Source organism: Streptomyces sp. NPDC088745 (genome assembly GCF_044751045.1).
In the GTDB taxonomy this organism is placed as follows: Bacteria; Actinomycetota; Actinomycetes; order Streptomycetales; family Streptomycetaceae; genus Streptomyces; species Streptomyces cremeus.
Map to the genome: position 1 here is coordinate 90,660 of NZ_JBIVLB010000022.1, position 16,609 is coordinate 107,268.

Genomic DNA, 16,609 nt, shown 5'->3' on the forward strand with positions numbered 1-16,609 from the left:
GCACGGTAGAGGGCGCGGATGGACAACTCCGATGCACAGCTCCGCCCCCCGGCCGGTCAGGTAGCCCATGGAAGCCGTACGGCTTCGAGGTCGCCGTCGTTGAGGAGGGCTTCGATCAGCGCGGTCGGGCCGGCCACCTTGGTGGCCCAGAGGTCGTAGTCCGTGCACAGTACCCAGGACTGGTCCCGCGGCCAGAGGTTGGACGGGCTCCAGCCGTCCTCCTCAGGGTGGTCGTACAGCACGTAGGCGCCCGCGAGCGTGCCGGTGCGGATGTGCAGGTTGTCGAAGTCGTCGGCTCCATGCAGCAGCGGGCTGTAGTAGGCCAGGCAGGGGGTGTCGGGGCCCTGCGGGCTGTGCTCGGTGAGGATCGTGATCAGGCGGTGCCAGGCGGCCCGGTCCATGCTGCCTTCGGACGGGACCTGGATCCCGACCGGCCAGGGGCGCGGCGCGATCGAGGGGAAAGAGCTGTGGCACGGCAGGCGTCCCTCAGGCACGGTCGGGTCACCGATCCGGCGCGCGAGCTCCGTCCATCGCAGTCGGCGCCAATGAGGTCCGGGGGGCTCACCGGGGACCGCGTCCATCACGTCTGCCGGGTCCAGACCTGGGACGATCTCGGGCCCGCCGCCCAGGAGCACGCGCCGCTCGTACTCGACGTAGGACATGTCCGTCGGTCCGAGCTCGTGCTCGTACATGGAGTGAAGCACCCAGACCGCGTCGGGCAGCGCTGGCGGCATGAACCCCGTCAGTCCGTCATCGGAGGTCAGGTCCCGCAACCAGTCGGCTTCCCGGCCCGCGGTGAGGGGCCACCGAGCGGTCGCCAGAGCTGCAGCTGTCTCGTGCATCCGCCCAGAGTCGCACCCGGCGTGAAGGGCCTCCCCAGCCAGGCCAGACCGCCCGGCACACCCCACTCAGGGTGCTCCCGCGCCAACCATCGCGCTCAAGGCCAACCAGGGTGCTCAAAGGCCAACTATCGCGCTCCGTCACAGCCCGGTGAACCGCCCGCTTTCCGGCATGCCGCCCACCGCGCGGTGCCAGGACACCGCGGCACGGGTCGAGGGCCGGGCTGTGGGCCCCGTACCAGAGGCCGCCGACCTTTGCTCCTCGCCGGGCGTCGACCTTCACGAAGTGCACCGGCAGCAGCTCGTAGTACAGCTCGGGCGACGGGATCTCCAAGGCGGTGCCGTCGCGGGCTGCTGCGGCGGCGACACAGCAGCCGCTGCAGATGGTCCCGCGCCACCGCTGGCCACGCCGTCGCCGCGACGAGCTCCCCGAAGCGCCTGGGGCCGACCGCCGCCGTAAGCAATTCCTCCTCCAGGCCCAGCGGATCCGTACGCGGACGACGCCCACGCGCGAGGGCCTCCACGGTGTCGGCGACGTGGTCCCGCCACCCGGTCACCACGAGGCAGCGCCGGCCTGCGGAAACCGCCACCCGGTCGGTCGCCGCGAACACGGCCAGGTCCGACTCCCTGACGACGTGTGCCGGGCGGACGTCGATCAGCAGTGTCGCTCCCGCAGTGGCCACCAGGAAGTCCGGGACGTGTTGCCGGCCAACCCCGTCGTCGAAGAAGCGGAGGCGAAACGGCTGCGAGAGCACATCGCGGACCTGACCGCAGAGGTCCAGAACGGTCAGCGCGCGGCGCGCGGCGCTCGGCCAGGCTCTCGAATCCGTGCCCGCGTCCCGTCTCGCCCCCATGAACGCCAGCCCGGGCCGGTGCCGCTGTCCCGGACGCCAGGAGAACGCGCGAACAGGCCGGGCCCGACTCCAAGGGAAGGCGGCCAGATCACGTACGGGAATGACGACATCGCTTCCGTCGACCCGCCAGGTGGCCGTCCGACGCCCCACCCAGTCCGCCCGCGCATCGAGAGTCTCTCCTCGCGCAACCGTGTAGGGCAGGACGAGCTCGTCCAACCCACAACAGTGGACCACACGCATCCCAGGCCAACACCCGTCATGTCACCGAGGGCACCTTCTCCGAACTACCGGGGCGTCCCGTGGTCAGGTGACAGGACGATCAATCCTGCGGGGAAGGGGCCGGTATGGGGCCGGAGAACTGCTGTGAACGGCGCGGGTGTTAGCTTCACTCCCGTGTTAAAACACCAGGATCAGACCAGGGCGGCCTACGACGGGGTCGTCGAACTGTATGCGTCGATGTTCGCTAATCGGTTGGAGACGCAGCCGTTCGCGCGGAACATGATCGGCACCTTCGCCGAGCTCGTGCGTGACACGGGGAACCTGCGGGCAGCCGACGTCGGGTGCGGGCCCGGCCATTTGACCGCCATGCTGCACGACTTGGGCTTGGACGCCTTCGGGCTCGACCTCTCCCCGGCTATGGTCGCCCACGCCCGGCGGGCCCATCCGGTGCTGCGGTTCGATGAAGCACGAATGGAGGCCCTGCCGGTCGAGGACGGCGCGCTCGGCGGAGTGCTGGCCCACTACTCGATGATCCATACCCCACCTGAAGAATTGCCCGCGCTTCTCGCTGAGCAGGTGCGTGTCTTGGCACCAGGGGGCCTGCTCCTGGCGTCATTCTTCGGAACCGAAGGGCCGGAGCCTGTCCGCTTCGACCACAAGGTGGCGCCTGCCTATAGCTGGCCGGCGGAGCAGTTTGCCGAGTTGCTGGCCGGGGCCGGACTCGTCACGGTGGCTCGGTTGCTCCACGACCCAGCGTCCGAGCGGGGCTTCCTCGACACTCACCTGCTGGCCCGCCGCCCGTAGAACGTGGCCGGGGTCGGGGTGGTGTAGATCATCCGCGTGGACGAAGCTCGTCCACGCGCCGTGTTCTGTGGCGGTGTCCGCTGAGCACGCCGGATTGACAGCCGTTCAGTCACGCAGGCCCCGGCGGGGTGGCCGCCGCAGTGGTGCGAGCAACGACCTCCCGGTAGGCAGGGGTTCCCAGGTCGACAGACTCCTGCTTCCGGGAGATCCGGGCGTCGAGTTGGGCTAGCTTCTCCTCGGCATGGGTCAGGCTGCTCTGCAGCCCTTCGATCTCGCCGAGCCAGCCTTCCCTTTCGGCTTCCAAGATGCGCGTGAGGAGGTTGTCGCGGATTTCGACAAGCCGGGGACGTTCTGTCGCGTGGACGATCGGGGCGGGGCATCGGACGCAAGCGTGTTCGTGAGCACAGTCAGTTCCGTATGCGCGGCCGCAGTCGCCCAGGGCGAGCTTGCGGCGCTCAAAGTGTCCGAGGAACTCTCCCCATTCCTCAGGGGTGACGGTGCGTGTTCGTCGGCAGGCCGCAGAGCCCGGCGCCGGGCGACGAACGCTCGATGTGCCTCGATGGCATCAGTGGGGTAGATCGCGGCGTGTCCCATCGTCGTTCCGACGTGGTCGTGACCAGCGATGACCTGGGCGATGTGAGGTGGCAGGCCGTTGAGGACGGAGTCCGTGATGAAGATCTGCCGGAAGTCGTGGGGCTGCAAGATGAGGGGGTCACCCGCGCTGTCCGTCAGACCTGAGGCCAACATGGTGACGTCGAGTCCCCGACGGATCATCGCTCGTGACAGCGGACGCAGGTAGCCACCGGAGCGATCCTGGAACAGGAGAGGCATCGGCGGGTTCCAGACCCGTTCGTAGTGGTCGTAGCTGCGAAGAACGGGGACTCTCCCGTCCGAGCCTCGGACTCGAGAGACGACCGTACTCAACACGTCCGCCAACTCCGGCGTGACCAAGACAAGTCGCTCTTGGTCCGTCTTCGACGGGGTGGTCTGCAAGAGCGGAACGGTCTGCCCAACAGGGCATTGCTGTCGCCGGCCTCAGCGTTGTGCCGATCCCCCGTTCGCGCAGCGATCTGTTGAGTCGCCGACGCGCCTGGACATCCGTGAGCGCGAGTTCGACGAGCTGGACGAATCGCTCCGCACGAACACGCGGACACATGTGTCGCAGAAGGCTGTCGCGCGAGGAGGTCGGTGCAGCAGCCCCTGGCACGAGCCCTGAGCGGCGAGCCGGCCGCACCCCAGTCACCGGTCTGTTCTGCCGCTTGCCTCTGCTCGCGCCATTCCACAGGGCGAGTGTCGCGCAGCGCTTCCCGTACCCGCCTGCGCAGGCCGACGAGTCGTCAGAATGCCGCAGAAAAAGGTAATTTAACCGCTTCGGGACCAAAGGCCATAAACTTATTTATCTCACATGCCCCCTTCCGTACCTGGTGCGGCATATGCCAGAGTCATGAACGGGTCACCTGGGAAAGGTGTCACCCCTTCACCACTGCCCCCAGCCACTGCGTCGGCGCTCGGCCCGGAATCGATCCGGTCCACTTCCCCACGCAGGTGTGTGGGCGCGTAGACAAGCCTCAGGAACACAACACACATGAACAGCGCCAGTCGCTCCCGCGCCACCGCGGTTTCAGGGATAGCCGTGCTGACCGCCGGTGCGGTCCTCCTCTCCACCGCTCACGTCGCCACCGCGGACGATCGGACGAGGGTGACCGATGAGCGGGAAGACCAGGCGATGACGGAGTTGGAGAAGGCCCTGAAGACCTTCACCGCCCATCCGATCAAGGAAGCCGAAACAGTCGACGCGGCGCAGGCGGCTGCAGCGGCGCAGGGCCACAAGGTCGAGGTCCTGCAGATGCGCACGGAAACCGACACCACCTTCGCCAACCCCGACGGCACCCTCACCACAGAGACGGCCGCCGGCCCCGTCCGGATGGTCAAGGACGGCAGTTGGGTACCGGTCGACCTCGACCTGGAGCGCGCCAAGGACGGCTCCGTCCAGGCCAAGGCGCACCCCGAGCACCTGAAGATCGCCGGCAAGGAAGGCGCCTTGCCCAAGTCCATCGAGGCCATGGCCAAGGCCGCCCCTTCCCAGGCCAAGGACCTGGTCTCCCTGGGCCAGGGCCGTGACAAGCTCGCCCTGCAGTGGAAGGGGGGCCTGCCGGCCCCCGCACTGTCCGCCAACACCGCCACCTACAGGGAAGCGGTGCCTGGCGGCGACCTGATCGTCGAGGCCACCCGCACCGGGTTCGAGCAGTACCTGAAGTTGCACCGGGCCCCCCGGAAGGGGGCCCCGATGGTACTGCCGATGACCGTCCCGGACGGCACCAAGGCCGCCCAGAACCCGGACGGGTCGGTCACCTTCACCGATGCCGACGGCGGGAAGTCGGCAGTGATGCCGTCGCCGGTGATGTGGGACTCCCAGCGCGACCCCAAGTCGCTGGAGCACACCAACCGTCATGCCGTCGACATGACGGTCGCCCAGTCCGGCAACACCGTCACCCTCACCCTCACCCCGGACATCGACTGGCTGAACGACGCCGGCACGCAGTACCCCGTGACGATCGACCCGGCAGCCAATGTGCTGGACGTCCTCTTCGACACATTCGTCCAGGCCGGTGACACCACCGATCAGTCCGCCAGCACCGACCTCAAGATCGGTTGGCCCGGCGACTACTCGGGCTCCACCAAGCGCACCGCCCGCTCCTTCCTGACGTTCAACACCGCCGGCTTCGCCGACTCCCTCGTCTCCAAGGCGAACCTCAAGCTGTGGAACTACCACTCCTGGTCGGGCGAGGCACGCGGCTGGGAGGTATGGGCCGCCGACCCGGCGGACAAGAACACCCGCTGGACCAAGCAGCCGGCGCTCAAGGCGAAGGCCGCCACTTCGACCGGGACCAAGCCCGGCACCGCCCCGGGCTGGGTGAACGCCGACATCACGCAGCTCGCCCAGACCTGGTCGTCCGCGAAGGCCACGAGCGGATCCGTCGGACTCAAGGCCGCAGACGAATCCGACACCTACGGCTGGAAGCGCTTCTACTCCGCCGAGACCGCCGACCAGGACCAGGTCCCGACCCTCGAAGTCACCCACAACTACCGCCCGGGGGACGGAGCCAACCTCCAGGCCGGCACCCCGTTCATCTCCTCCGGCGGCATCTTCAAGGTCAACTCCACCACCCCGACCCTGCGGGCGTCGATGGCCGACTCCGACCCCGAGGACACCGTCCAGGGCACCTTCGAGATCACCGACGACGCCACCGGCAAGGTCGTCGCCACGGTCAACTCCGAGAAGGTCCCGGGCAACACCACGGCTTCGGTCAAGGTCCCGGCAGGCAAACTGACCTCGGGCAAGACCTACAGCTTCCGCACGACCGCCTTCGACGGCACCCACTACTCCGCCGGCTGGTCCTCACCGGTGAAGTTCTACGTCGATACGGCCTGGAAGCTCACCGCTGCGGAGGAAGCCCTCGGACTGGCCAACGCCTACTCCGAGGCCGCCGACACCACTGCCGCGACCTCCTCCGACGAGAAGTACGCCGCCATCGCCGCCACCGACGAGAACACCGTCGGCGTGCCCTGGAACGGCAAGGACGGCACGATCGACGTCCAGAACGCGAAGATGCCGACCAAACTGGGCCTCCCGGCAGTCGACACCAAGGGCACCGCGATCGGAGGCAACGTCGTCTACACGTCCAGCGGCCCGGTCGACACCGTCGTGCAGCCCACGGTGGACGGCGGCAGCCGTACTCTGCAGATCATCAAGAACAGCAGCGCACCGCACGACTACGAGACCAGCTTCACCCTCCCGGCCGGGATGAAGGCGGTCCCTCACGACGACGGATCCGTCTCCGTCCTTCCCCAGGACGACAGCAAGGGGGAGGCGGGCTTCTTCGAGGCCCCCTGGGCCAAGGACGCGCAGGGCAAGGACGTGCCGACCAGCTACAAGGTCGTCGGGAACAAGCTGGTGCAGCACGTCGACTTCGATGCGAACTCCAAGTTCCCCCTCGTGATCGACCCGTCCTTCTGGTCCACCGCCTGGAAGATCACGAAGTGTGCCGCGTCCGTCGCCGGCTTCATCTACGGGTTCACCCCGGCCGGTTCCAGCAAGAAGGTCATCGTCGCCGTGCGCTTGATCAAGAAGATCGGCTTCAAGAAGACCGCCAAGCTCATCCAGACCTGGAAGAAGCGGCGCAAGCTCACCGTGGAGGGACGCAAGATCGTTGCCGCCATCCTCGGATACGCCAGCATCCAGAACAACTGCAAGTTCTGACCGGGATCCAAGATGCTGATCGCACTCGCTTTCGTCGTCACCGAGGTGGCGATCCTGATCACCTACCTGCTGCGCCGCGGCAAGGGCACTGAACTTCCGGCGCTGGACACGGTGAACGTCAGGGACCTGCTGCTCGCAGCCATGGCCACCAGTTCCGGGTACGCGCTCACTCACCACTACGGCCTCGGCGGTTCCGATCTGGTCCCACTGCTGCTCCTGGGGTGCGTACTCCCGACGCTGGCAGGTACCGCGATGGGCCATGCCTCCAAGTCCTGGACCGGGCTCACCTGGCTGCCTGCCGTTCTGGGCGGTCTGGCCGTCGGATCAGTCAACCCCGACGCGCCCTGGCCCTGGTAGGGGAGGGCCTCACCACCACACACGCGGGCATCAATGTCCTCGTGGCTCAAGCCCCCGGCCTGCACGGGGTGTCGAACCTTTGCCGGGACGAGAGGGGGCGCGGCGCCGCCCGCGGTTCCGGTTCGCACCTGCCGAAGAACACGGCACGGGGCGGACGGTGGAGGAGTCATCGGGCGGTCGTCGACGGCCTCTTCTTCCGGCGGGCGGTCGAGCGTCGGACACACCGTCACGGGCCGCGCCCCGGGCGCGGGTGCTCACTCCGCAGCCTGCGCACCCCGCACCAGGGCCGTGTACGTGTCGAGTTCCGACGCGGTACGCGGCCCCGGCGCCTCCCGGTCCAGCAGATTCTGCGCGCGCAGCAGCCGCGACGCCGCGATCCCCCAGGCGGGTCGCAGTCCCGCCTGCTCCAGGAGGTCGCCCCGGGCCAGGGTGTCGGGTGCCGCGCCCAGCCGCACCCCGGACGGGGTGAGCAGGGCGGCGTCGTCGGCCCACCGCAGTGCCAGGTCCACGTCGTGGGTGGCCATCATGACGGTGGTCCCGCCCGCCCGGAGCCCGGCGAGGGTGTCGAGCAGTTGTTCCTGCCCTTCCGGGTCCAGGCCGGCCGTGGGCTCGTCGAGGACGAGCAGGCGGGGGCGCAGGGCGACGGCTCCGGCGATGGCCGCCCTCTTGCGCTGACCGTAGGAGAGCAGATGGGTGGGGCGTTCGGCGAGATCGGTGATGCCGAGGGCGGCGAGCGCCCGGGCGACCCGGTCGGCCACTTCGGCGGGCGGCAGACCGAGGTTGAGCGGCCCGAAGGACACGTCCTGGGCGACCGAAGCGGCGAACAACTGGTCGTCGGGGTCCTGGAGCACGAGCTGGACGCTGGTGCGCAGCCGGGTCAGGCCCGCCCGGTCGTAGGTCACCGGCCTCCCCTCCAGGGCCAGGTGGCCCGTGCGGGGGCGCAGCCCTCCGCTGAGCAGCCGCATGAGGGTGGTCTTCCCGCTGCCGTTCCTGCCGAGGAGCGCGAGGGCGCGCCCCGCGCCGATCGCGAAGTCGAAGTCGCTGAGCACGGCGGGACCGTCCTCGTAGGCGAACGACACCCTGTGCAGGCTCACCACGGCGTCGTGGTTCATGGCAGCAGCCTTTCGAGTACGAGGGTGAGGATCACCAGGGCGGTGAGCAGGACCAGGGAGAGGAGTACGAAGCGGCGGGAGACGTGCAGGTCGGGCGTCATGACGCGCAGGGTGCCGTCGTAGCCGCGCCCCGCGAGCCCGCGCTGCATGCGGCCCGCCTGGTCGAACGCCTTGACGAAGGCGACGGCGCCGAGCCCCGCCAGGGAGCGGAAGGCGGCGGTGCGCGTGGTGTGGCCGAGCCGCGCGGCCTGTGCCTCGCGGATGCGGCGGACGGACTCGAGCAGGAGGAAGATCATCCGGTACATCACCAGGGCCACGTCCACCACCGGCGCCGGAACGCCCAGCCGCAGCAGCCACGTCAGCAGATCCGTGACGGGTGTGGTGAAGGCGAGCAGCAGCACGCCCAGGGACGCGGCCGACGAGCGCAGCAGCACCTGCGTCGCGTGCTCCCAGCCGTGCGGAGCGAGAGCGAGGAACGCGCCGGGCGCACCGACCTGGACGGTCAGGGTGGCCGCACCCGTGACGCAGAAGCCGAGCGGCACCCGCCAGGCGCGCCACACCTTGCGGAGGGTGACTCCGGCCGGCCCCAGGAGGAGCACCAGTGCCGTGACGAGTACGAGTACGGCTCCCGGCCACGGCGGCAGGGTGACGGCGAGTGCGGTGAGGCCCAGGGCGAGGACGGCTTTGTCGAGAGGGTGGCGGCGGCGCCAGCGGCTGCTGTGCGCCGCCACGTCGATGGGCAGCACGTGGGCTCAGGTCCGGTCCCCGGCAGGTGGGTCCGCGGCCGCTTCGGCGGTGCCGGTGCCGCTTCCGGTGCGGTGCGCGGCGCGCAGTTCCCCCTGCCTGCGTCCGCGGCGCAGCCCGAAGTAGTACGCCAGGACGCCGGCGCCGAGGGCCGCTTGGAGGGCGAAGAGGGCGGACTCGACCTCCCCCGAGGGCGGTTCGTAGAGCGGGGAGAACCACGGTTCGTAGTCCGGGTCGATCTGGGTGATGGCCGTCTCCGCCTCGGCGTCGGCCCCGGCGAAGGGCTCCTCCTTGTGGTCGCCGAGACCCAGCGCGAGCGGCAGGACCGCGAGCGCGGCCACCACGAGCAGGAGCAGCAGGTTGATCTTCGTGTTCCGCTTCACCGGGCCACCGCCTCGGAGACGGAGTCGCGCCGTCCACCGGTGACGAGCACGCCCAGGCGGGTCAGTTCGCCCTTGCTGGACTGGACGAGGAGCCGCATGACGAGCACCGTGAGCAGGCCCTCGCTGACGGCCAGCGGGATCTGCGTGAGGGCGAAGATGGAGCCGAACTTGCCCAGTGCGCCGAGGAATCCGCCGCTCGGGTCGGGGAAGGCGAGCGCGAGCTGCACGCTGGTGACGCAGTAGGTGGTCAGGTCCGCCACGAACGCCCCGAAGAAGACGGTGACCATGAGCGGGACGTCGTAGCGGCGCAGCAGCCGGTAGACGCCGTATCCGGTCCAGGGGCCGACGACCGCCATGGAGAAGGCGTTGGCTCCCAGGGTGGTCAGTCCGCCGTGCGCCAGGAGCAGTGCCTGGAACAGCAGAGTGATCGTTCCGAGCACCGTCATGATGGGCGGCCGGAACAGGATGGCGCCCAGGCCCGTGCCGGTGGGATGGGAGCAGCTGCCGGTCACCGAGGGCAGCTTGAGTGCGGAGAGAACGAAGGTGAACGCCCCGGAGGCGCCGAGGAGCAGCGTGCTCTCCGGGTGTTCCTTGACCTCCCGGGTCAGGGAACGCACTCCGTGGACGACGAACGGGGCAGCCGCGACGCCCCAGGCGATCGCGTGTACTGGGGGCAGGAACCCCTCGGCTATGTGCATGGCTCAGCAGACCTCTCCAGCACCTCGTGGACGGTTGAAGTGCCCTGGCCGGTCTCCTGGCTGACGGGTGACACCGCCCGGATCTCCGCCTTCCCAGGTCCGAGGACCCAGTGGCTGCCCGCGAGGGGCTGGAGCAGGACTTCCCGATCACAGTGGCGAGGGCCGCACCGGTACTTCACCGGATTTCCCGTACACCAAGGCAGGTGGACACTACTGCCCAGGTCCTGCGCATGACAACCACGGACCGGCGTGGCCGCCGGCGTCGTGGTGCCGGTGGGGCGCGTCAGGTGCGGGAGTTCGAACTGGGCGCGGACGCCGAGGTGGTGCGTCGGTTCGTCCAGAACCGGTGCCGGAACCAGTGCCAGGACCCGTGCCGGCCGGAGGCCGCCGGAGGGAGGGGGCCGGGGCTCGTCCGTTGCGCCCGCCCCCGCGCCGGCGGCGGCAGCGCGGGGGGGGCGTCCGGCGGTGGGCTACAGGGGTGTGCCGCCCGTCGCGTTCATGATCTCCGCGGTGATGAAGCTCGCCTGTTCCGACGCGAGGAAGACGTACGCGGGGGCCATCTCCGCGGGCTGTGCCGCCCGGCCCATCGGGGACTGCGCGCCGAACTCCTCGGTGTCCGGCAGCGTGGCCGGGATGAGCGGGGTCCACACCGGGCCCGGGGCGACGGCGTTGACGCGGATGCCCCGGTCGACCAGCATCTGCGCGAGGCCCTTCGTGAACGTGACGATCGCGCCCTTCGTCATGGCGTAGTCGAGGAGCTGCGGGCTGGGCTGGTAGGCCTGCACCGAGGTGGTGTTGATGATCGAGCCGCCCGCGGGGATGTGCGGCACGGCCGCCTTGCACAGCCAGAACATGCCGTACAGGTTGGTGCGCACCACCCGGTCGAACTGCTCGGTGCTGATGTCCTGGATGCCTTCGGGCTGGGCCATCTGGTACGCCGCGTTGTTGACCAGTACGTCGATCCGCCCGAACTCCGCGACGGCCCGCTCGACGAGCGCCCGGCACTGCTCCTCCTCCCGGATGTCGCAGGGCACGGCCACCGCCCGGCGGCCGGCCTTCTCGACCAGGCGCACGGTCTCCTGGGCGTCCCGCGCCTCCTCGGGGAGGTGGGTGAAGAGGACGTCCGCCCCCTCACGGGCGTAGGCGAGCGCGACGGCCCGGCCGATGCCCGAGTCGCCGCCGGTCACCACGGCGGCCCTGTCGGGCAGGAGACCGCTGCCCCGGTAGGACTCCTCGCCGTGGTCGGGGACCGGGTCCATGGCCGCGGTCGTGCCCGGCGGCTCCTGGTCCTGCTGGGGGAACGGGGGCTGCGGGTGCTTCGTCCTGGGGTGCTGCGGCGTCTCGCCCATCGGTTGTTCCTCCTGTGGTGCGCTTTGCTCTGGTTCGTGGGGATAGGTCCTTGCCCCGGAAGGTCGTGTGTCCCGTGGGCCGGGGTTTCACGCATTGGCCGCCGGGCGGGTTCCCCGGCTCCGCCGGCCGTCACCCCGCGGCCTCCCGCGCGGTCACCCGCCATCCGTCGCCCGTGGTCGCGCGGGCGACCAGGCCCAGGTCGGCGAACTCCCGCAGCCAGCCCTCCATCGCCCAGGTTCCCCACCGGCGGTGGAAGAGGGACGCGTTGCGGACGATGTCGTCGACGTGCTCGACGGGCGGGCGGGAGACCGGGTGGTGCTGGTGGTGGGCGGGCGCGCCTCCCACCCACCGCAGCTCGACGCCGCGGGCGGCGGCCAGCCGGGCGAAGTCCGTGTCCTCGCCGCCGTAGCCGCTGTACTCCTCGCAGAAGCCGCCGACGGTGTGCCAGGTACGGGCGGTGAGGGCGAAGGACAGCGACCAGAAGAGGTCGTGGTTCCCATTGCCCAGCACCTCGTCGTCGGCGGGCACGGGGCGGCCCGGGTGCGGCGGCGCGAGCGTGTGCAGGGCGGCCAGGTCGTATCCGCCGGGCTGCGGTGGCGGCAGGTAGGCGACGGTGCCGCACAGCAGGGCGCCGTCCGTGGCCGTCTCGGCGTACCGCGCGAGCAGCCGGGTTCCCGGTACGCAGTCCACGTCGAGGAAGACCAGCAGGTCGGCCCCGGCGGCCAGGGCCTTCGCCGCCCCGGCGTTGCGGGCGGCGGCCAGCGGGAGCCGCCCGTCGGACGGCACGGGCACGGCGAGGGTCTCGGCCACCGGCCGCCGGCCGCGCAGGAGCGCGGGCACGGCCGGGTCGCCCATGGTGACGGCCAGATAGTGGTCGGGTTGCCGTTCGCCCGCCGCCAGGCCGTCCTGTTGCAGCAGGAGGTGGCGGTGGCGTCCGGCGACGAGGGTGATCACCGCTGTGCGCACGGCTGCCTCCCGAGGGCCGGTCCGGCCGTGGCCAGGTGGTCGAGGAGCTGCGCGGCCCGGTCGGCTCCGTCGCCCGGCGCCCACCGGGCCCAGCGGTCGGCCGGGGCGCGGGCGGTGCGCTCCAGCAGCCCCGGCCACTCCTCCGGGGCCGGCCAGCCGGACCGCACGGTCGCGAGTCCCGCCCCGTGCAGCGCCCTCGCCGTCGCCCGCTGTTCGTCGTGCGGGCGGTCCTGGGCGATGACGAGCGCCGGGGTGCGGGCGGCCGCGCACTCGGCGATCGCGTTCTGGCCCGCGTGGGTCACCACCGCGTCCGCCCGGCACAGCAGCGGCCACGGGTCGTCGGTCCACTGCCCTCCGGTTCCGCCGAGGACGGTCCATTCCCAGTCGGGGGTCTTCTCGCGGGCGCGCCGGACGTCGTCCTCGGTGATGCCGTCACCCCCCGCGCCGAGCAGCACGACGACCGAGCGGCGGGACGGGGCGGGGGTCCCCTCCCACGTGGGGCGCGGCCGGCCGTCGTAGCGGGAGAAGGCCCCGGTGTGGGTGGTCTTCGCCCGCCAGTGGTCCGGCCAGCCGGGCTCGGGCCAGGCCGCGGGCCAGGGGGCCAGCAGGGCGTCGGCCAGGTCGTACGCCGTGCGGTGGGCGGTGTCGAAGCGGTCGCCGCGCATCGCGGCCACCACCACGGGCACCCCCATCAGCCGGGCCAGGAGGGCGACTTCGACGGAGACGTCGCTGACGAACAGGTCCGGTCCCGCCTCGGCGATCCACCCGGCGATCGCGCCCATGCGTCCGCGCAGCCCCGCGTGGCCCAGCGGCGCCCAGTGGAGCGTGCCGCCCGCGGTGGGGGCCGCGCCCTCCGCCCCGGCGCCGGTGTCCTTCGGCAGCTCGGTCCACTCCCCCGGCCAGCCGGCGGGGCGGGGAAGCGACGAGAAGCCCGCCACCGGGGTGCGCAGGCGGTGCGCGACGCACACGGCGCGGTGCAGGTGGCCGCGGCCGTGGTGGTGGACGTAGTAGCCGATCATGCGGCGAGCTCGTGGTAGAAGTCGGTGTAGTTGTCGGTCATCGCCTCCAGCGAGCAGAAGTCCTCCGCCCGTCGCCGCGCCGATCCGCGGTCCAGCCGTACGGCGTGGCCGATCAGGTCGGCGAGCGCGTCCACGTCGCCCGGCGGGGCGAGGGTCCCGCACTCCGGGGTGAGGATCTCGCCGAGAGCGCCGCGGTCGAACGCGCACACCGGTGTCCCGCAGGACAGCGCCTCCGCGACGACCAGTCCGTACGGCTCGTCCCAGCACGGGGTGACCAGGGCGGCGGCCGAACGGCCCACCAGTTCGGCCAGGTCGCGGCCGGTGAGGTGGCCCGCGTAGGTGATGTTCTCGTCCAGCAGCGGGCGCAGGTTCGTATCGAAGTACCCGCGGTCGCCCACGGGCCCCACCAGGCGCAGGCGGCGGCCCGCCTTCCGGGCGGCCAGCGCCGCCAGGTGCGGCCCCTTCTCGGGCACGATCCGGCCGAACCAGACCAACTGGTCGCCGCCGGGGCCCGGCCGCCAGCGGCGGGTGTCGACGCCGTTGCGGATGACGCGGGCGTCGGCGACCAGCGGGTGCCAGGAGGACGCGGTGTGCAGGCTGACCGCGCTGTAGACCGCCCGGTGGGGGCCGTGGGCCTGCATCGCGGACTCCAGCCAGGGCGTCGGGGGCGTGTGGAGGGTGGTGAACATCGGGCCGCGCACCGCGGGCGACATGGCGACCGGCAGGTAGTGGAGGCTGTTGTTGTGGATGACGTCGTAGCGGCGGCCGTCGTCCGCGGCGAGGTCGAGCATCAGCCGCAGGTACGCATGGTGCTCCTCCAGCCACCTGGGATCGGGCATGCTGACGTCCGCCCGGGCCTCCTTGCTCAGCACGGGCAGGTGGACCGGCAGTTCCCGCACTCCCAGTCCGGGGTCGGAGCCGGGGGCGGCGAACAGGTCCACCCGGTGGCCGCGCTCCCGCAGGGCCCTGGCCAGGGTCCAGGTGTGCGCCTCCAGCCCGCCGGCGAAGGGTTCCTTGACGGGAAAGCGCACGGAGGCGATCAGAGCGACGCGCAGCGGGTCGCTCACGCCAGCAGTTCCTGGTAGACGGCGCGGTGCGCTTCGGCCACCCGGGCCCGCTCGGCCGCCCGGTCCGCGGCGTCGGCGCGCCACTGCGGGCGGGTGCGGTACGCCTCGCGCACGGCCGCCCGCAGCGAGCCCGCGTGCAGCCCGTCCGCGAGGCTGAGCCCGTACCGCAGGCAGGCCCGCTGCTCGGCGTAGTACCCGCAGGTCGGGACGGCGACCGCGGTGCCGAGGTCGTGGCAGGCCTCCAGCCAGCCGGAGTGGGTGCCGAAGGCGTACGGCAGCACCGAGAGGTCCAGGGAGGAAAGGTAGTCCCACAGCTGGTCGTCGTCGAAGTAGTCGTGCTCGCGCAGCACGATGCGCCCGGCGGCGGCCAGGGCGCGCAGCTCCGCCACGACCTCGGGGGCGTGGGCGTGCGCGCCCGGGTCGGCCGCCTCGCGGTGGAGGTTCACCTGGAGCACGGCGTCGGGCAGTTCCCCGACGGCGGCGGTGAGCACTTCCAGGACCGGCAGCAGCGCCATGTTGGGGCGCAGGCTCTTCGCGTGCAGGCCCACCCGGAAGCCCTCGTGCTCCGGGCGCGGGGCGGACAGCCGGGGTTCCTCGACCACGTGGGGATGGGGGACGACGGTGGCGTGGCGGTTCCAGCGCCGGGCGATCTCGCCGGCCGCCCCCGGGGTCAGCGTGAAGAGGTGGTCGGCCGCCGGTATCAGGACGTCCAGTGCCGCGTCGTGCGGGGCGGGGTCGGCCTGGTGCGGGTTGCGCAGGTCGTGCACGGTGTAGACGAGGGGTTTGCGGAACTCCTTGAGCGTGCGGACCAGTTCGGCCAGTTGGGCGGGGGTCTGCGCGTCGAAGCCGAAGTGCAGGTGGAACAGGTCGAACTCGGTGTGATGGGCGCGCACCCACGCGGGATCGAGCATGACCGGCGGCCACCACTGCTGGGAATTACTGGGCGCGCCGTTGGGTCTCGGGTCCGCGAGCCGCACCACGCCGTCGGGTTGCCGCCCGTCCGCGCAGTGCCTCACGTAGACATGACCCGAGGGCACGGAGGCGACGCGGATCACGCCCGGGCCGGCCGGGGCGTGCGGGGACGCTAGCGAACTGGGGCGGATCATGGCTGATGGGCTCCTGCCTTGGGCGCGACGGCACGGGACCCGCTGCGGAAGCGGTCCTGTCGTATGGCGAGGGGATCGCCGTTCTGCCCGGTGCGCCGAGCCTCCGGGAGCCACGACGTGTGTCACACGGAGAGCCCGGTGGGAACCGGGGTCGACACGGTCGCAACGGGTGCGGCGAGGCACATGACCGGACCTCCGTCGCACAGAGTTACGTTGCGGCTACGCCCACTCTGCCGCACCCCCGCCGGGCCTGCCAGCCGGGACGCCGGTGGCGGACTCCGGGTGCGGCGGGACGGGAGGTGCCCGATCCTTGGAAAGGCTGCTTTCCGCCCTGTTCTCCCCGTTTGGGCTGTGCGACGGGGGTACCCAGCAGACGTACGACTCCGGAACCGATCTTGGTACGTGGAAGGAATCCCCGTGGACCGCTCCAGCGCCAGCAGCGCCGCAGACCACCCCGACAAGCAGGCCGGCGAGAAGGGGGCAGCTGCGCCGAACGCAGATGTCCCGGGTCGTCCGGCGCCGGTGCCGGTGCCGGTGGAGGAGCCGACGCAGGTGCGTGGGCCGTTGCCGCCGAAGCCGGACCAGCGGGGGCCCGCGACGGTCAGCCCGACGGGTGAGGCGACCGGTGTCGACCAGGAGGTGGTGGCGCAGCGTGAGGCGTATCTGACGACCGCGCAGGGCGCCCGGCTCTACGACACCGATCACTCCCTGAAGGCGGGCGAGCGGGGCCCGGTCCTGCTCCAGGACCACCACCTGCGGGAGAAGATCACCCACTTCGACCACGAGCGCATCCCCGAGCGTGTGGTGCATGCGCGTGGTGCGGCCGCGCA

15 protein-coding genes and 1 riboswitch are annotated in these 16,609 nt (G+C 71.2%); of the genes, 5 read left to right on the forward strand and 10 right to left on the reverse strand.

Annotated elements, in window-relative coordinates:
• Window positions 1-56: 56 nt before the first annotated feature.
• The gene (locus ACIP93_RS35410) at window positions 57-842 is read right to left on the reverse strand and encodes a hypothetical protein (protein WP_401766085.1); all 786 of its coding nucleotides are present in this window, start codon (window positions 840-842) and stop codon (window positions 57-59) included.
• A gap of 1,244 nt (window positions 843-2,086) precedes the next feature.
• On the opposite strand from ACIP93_RS35410, the gene ACIP93_RS35415 reads away from it, so the two are divergent.
• From ACIP93_RS35415 to ACIP93_RS35430, 4 genes are all read left to right on the forward strand, one after another.
• Complete coding sequence (locus ACIP93_RS35415) at window positions 2,087-2,716, forward strand: class I SAM-dependent methyltransferase (protein ID WP_401766088.1); 630 nt, start codon at window positions 2,087-2,089, stop codon at window positions 2,714-2,716.
• Between the two features lie 501 nt (window positions 2,717-3,217).
• Window positions 3,218-3,454 carry a hypothetical protein gene (locus ACIP93_RS35420; protein ID WP_401766091.1) on the forward strand — a complete coding sequence of 79 codons (237 nt, stop codon included), beginning with the start codon at window positions 3,218-3,220 and terminating at the stop codon, window positions 3,452-3,454.
• 847 nt (window positions 3,455-4,301) lie between these two features.
• On the forward strand, window positions 4,302-6,977 hold the full coding sequence (locus tag ACIP93_RS35425; protein WP_401766093.1) for a DNRLRE domain-containing protein: 2,676 nt from the start codon (window positions 4,302-4,304) through the stop codon (window positions 6,975-6,977).
• A gap of 12 nt (window positions 6,978-6,989) precedes the next feature.
• Window positions 6,990-7,334, forward strand: a complete 345-nt coding sequence (locus tag ACIP93_RS35430; RefSeq protein WP_401766096.1) for a hypothetical protein — start codon at window positions 6,990-6,992, stop codon at window positions 7,332-7,334.
• A gap of 254 nt (window positions 7,335-7,588) precedes the next feature.
• Here the strand turns inward: ACIP93_RS35430 and ACIP93_RS35435 are convergent, their stop codons facing one another.
• The 9 genes from ACIP93_RS35435 to ACIP93_RS35475 form a co-directional block, all read right to left on the reverse strand.
• Window positions 7,589-8,446 carry an energy-coupling factor ABC transporter ATP-binding protein gene (locus ACIP93_RS35435; protein WP_401766099.1) on the reverse strand — a complete coding sequence of 286 codons (858 nt, stop codon included), beginning with the start codon at window positions 8,444-8,446 and terminating at the stop codon, window positions 7,589-7,591.
• Complete coding sequence (gene cbiQ / locus ACIP93_RS35440) at window positions 8,443-9,192, reverse strand: cobalt ECF transporter T component CbiQ (RefSeq protein ID WP_401766102.1); 750 nt, start codon at window positions 9,190-9,192, stop codon at window positions 8,443-8,445. Before cbiQ ends, ACIP93_RS35435 begins: the two co-directional genes overlap by 4 nt.
• 6 nt (window positions 9,193-9,198) lie before the next feature.
• On the reverse strand, window positions 9,199-9,573 hold the full coding sequence (locus ACIP93_RS35445; RefSeq protein WP_345218037.1) for an energy-coupling factor ABC transporter substrate-binding protein: 375 nt from the start codon (window positions 9,571-9,573) through the stop codon (window positions 9,199-9,201).
• The gene (locus ACIP93_RS35450) at window positions 9,570-10,271 is read right to left on the reverse strand and encodes an energy-coupling factor ABC transporter permease (RefSeq protein WP_345218035.1); all 702 of its coding nucleotides are present in this window, start codon (window positions 10,269-10,271) and stop codon (window positions 9,570-9,572) included. The genes ACIP93_RS35445 and ACIP93_RS35450 overlap by 4 nt, the downstream gene beginning before the upstream one ends.
• Window positions 10,272-10,299: 28 nt before the next feature.
• A riboswitch (cobalamin riboswitch) is annotated at window positions 10,300-10,485 on the reverse strand.
• A 256-nt stretch (window positions 10,486-10,741) separates the two neighbouring features.
• Entirely contained in the window at window positions 10,742-11,620 is an 879-nt protein-coding gene (locus ACIP93_RS35455; protein WP_401766106.1) for an SDR family oxidoreductase, read from the reverse strand.
• A gap of 130 nt (window positions 11,621-11,750) precedes the next feature.
• Window positions 11,751-12,587 carry a glycosyltransferase family 2 protein gene (locus tag ACIP93_RS35460; RefSeq protein ID WP_401766109.1) on the reverse strand — a complete coding sequence of 279 codons (837 nt, stop codon included), beginning with the start codon at window positions 12,585-12,587 and terminating at the stop codon, window positions 11,751-11,753.
• On the reverse strand, window positions 12,572-13,606 hold the full coding sequence (locus ACIP93_RS35465) for a glycosyltransferase (RefSeq protein WP_401766112.1): 1,035 nt from the start codon (window positions 13,604-13,606) through the stop codon (window positions 12,572-12,574). The genes ACIP93_RS35460 and ACIP93_RS35465 overlap by 16 nt, the downstream gene beginning before the upstream one ends.
• Window positions 13,603-14,673: a glycosyltransferase gene (locus tag ACIP93_RS35470; protein WP_345218025.1), complete on the reverse strand. Its 1,071-nt coding sequence runs from the start codon at window positions 14,671-14,673 to the stop codon at window positions 13,603-13,605. Before ACIP93_RS35470 ends, ACIP93_RS35465 begins: the two co-directional genes overlap by 4 nt.
• Entirely contained in the window at window positions 14,670-15,779 is a 1,110-nt protein-coding gene (locus ACIP93_RS35475) for a glycosyltransferase family 1 protein (RefSeq protein ID WP_401766115.1), read from the reverse strand. Before ACIP93_RS35475 ends, ACIP93_RS35470 begins: the two co-directional genes overlap by 4 nt.
• Window positions 15,780-16,196: 417 nt before the next feature.
• Here ACIP93_RS35475 and ACIP93_RS35480 point away from each other — a divergent pair.
• Window positions 16,197-16,609, forward strand: a 413-nt coding sequence (locus tag ACIP93_RS35480; protein WP_401766118.1) for a catalase, incomplete at its 3' end; no start/stop codon positions are given.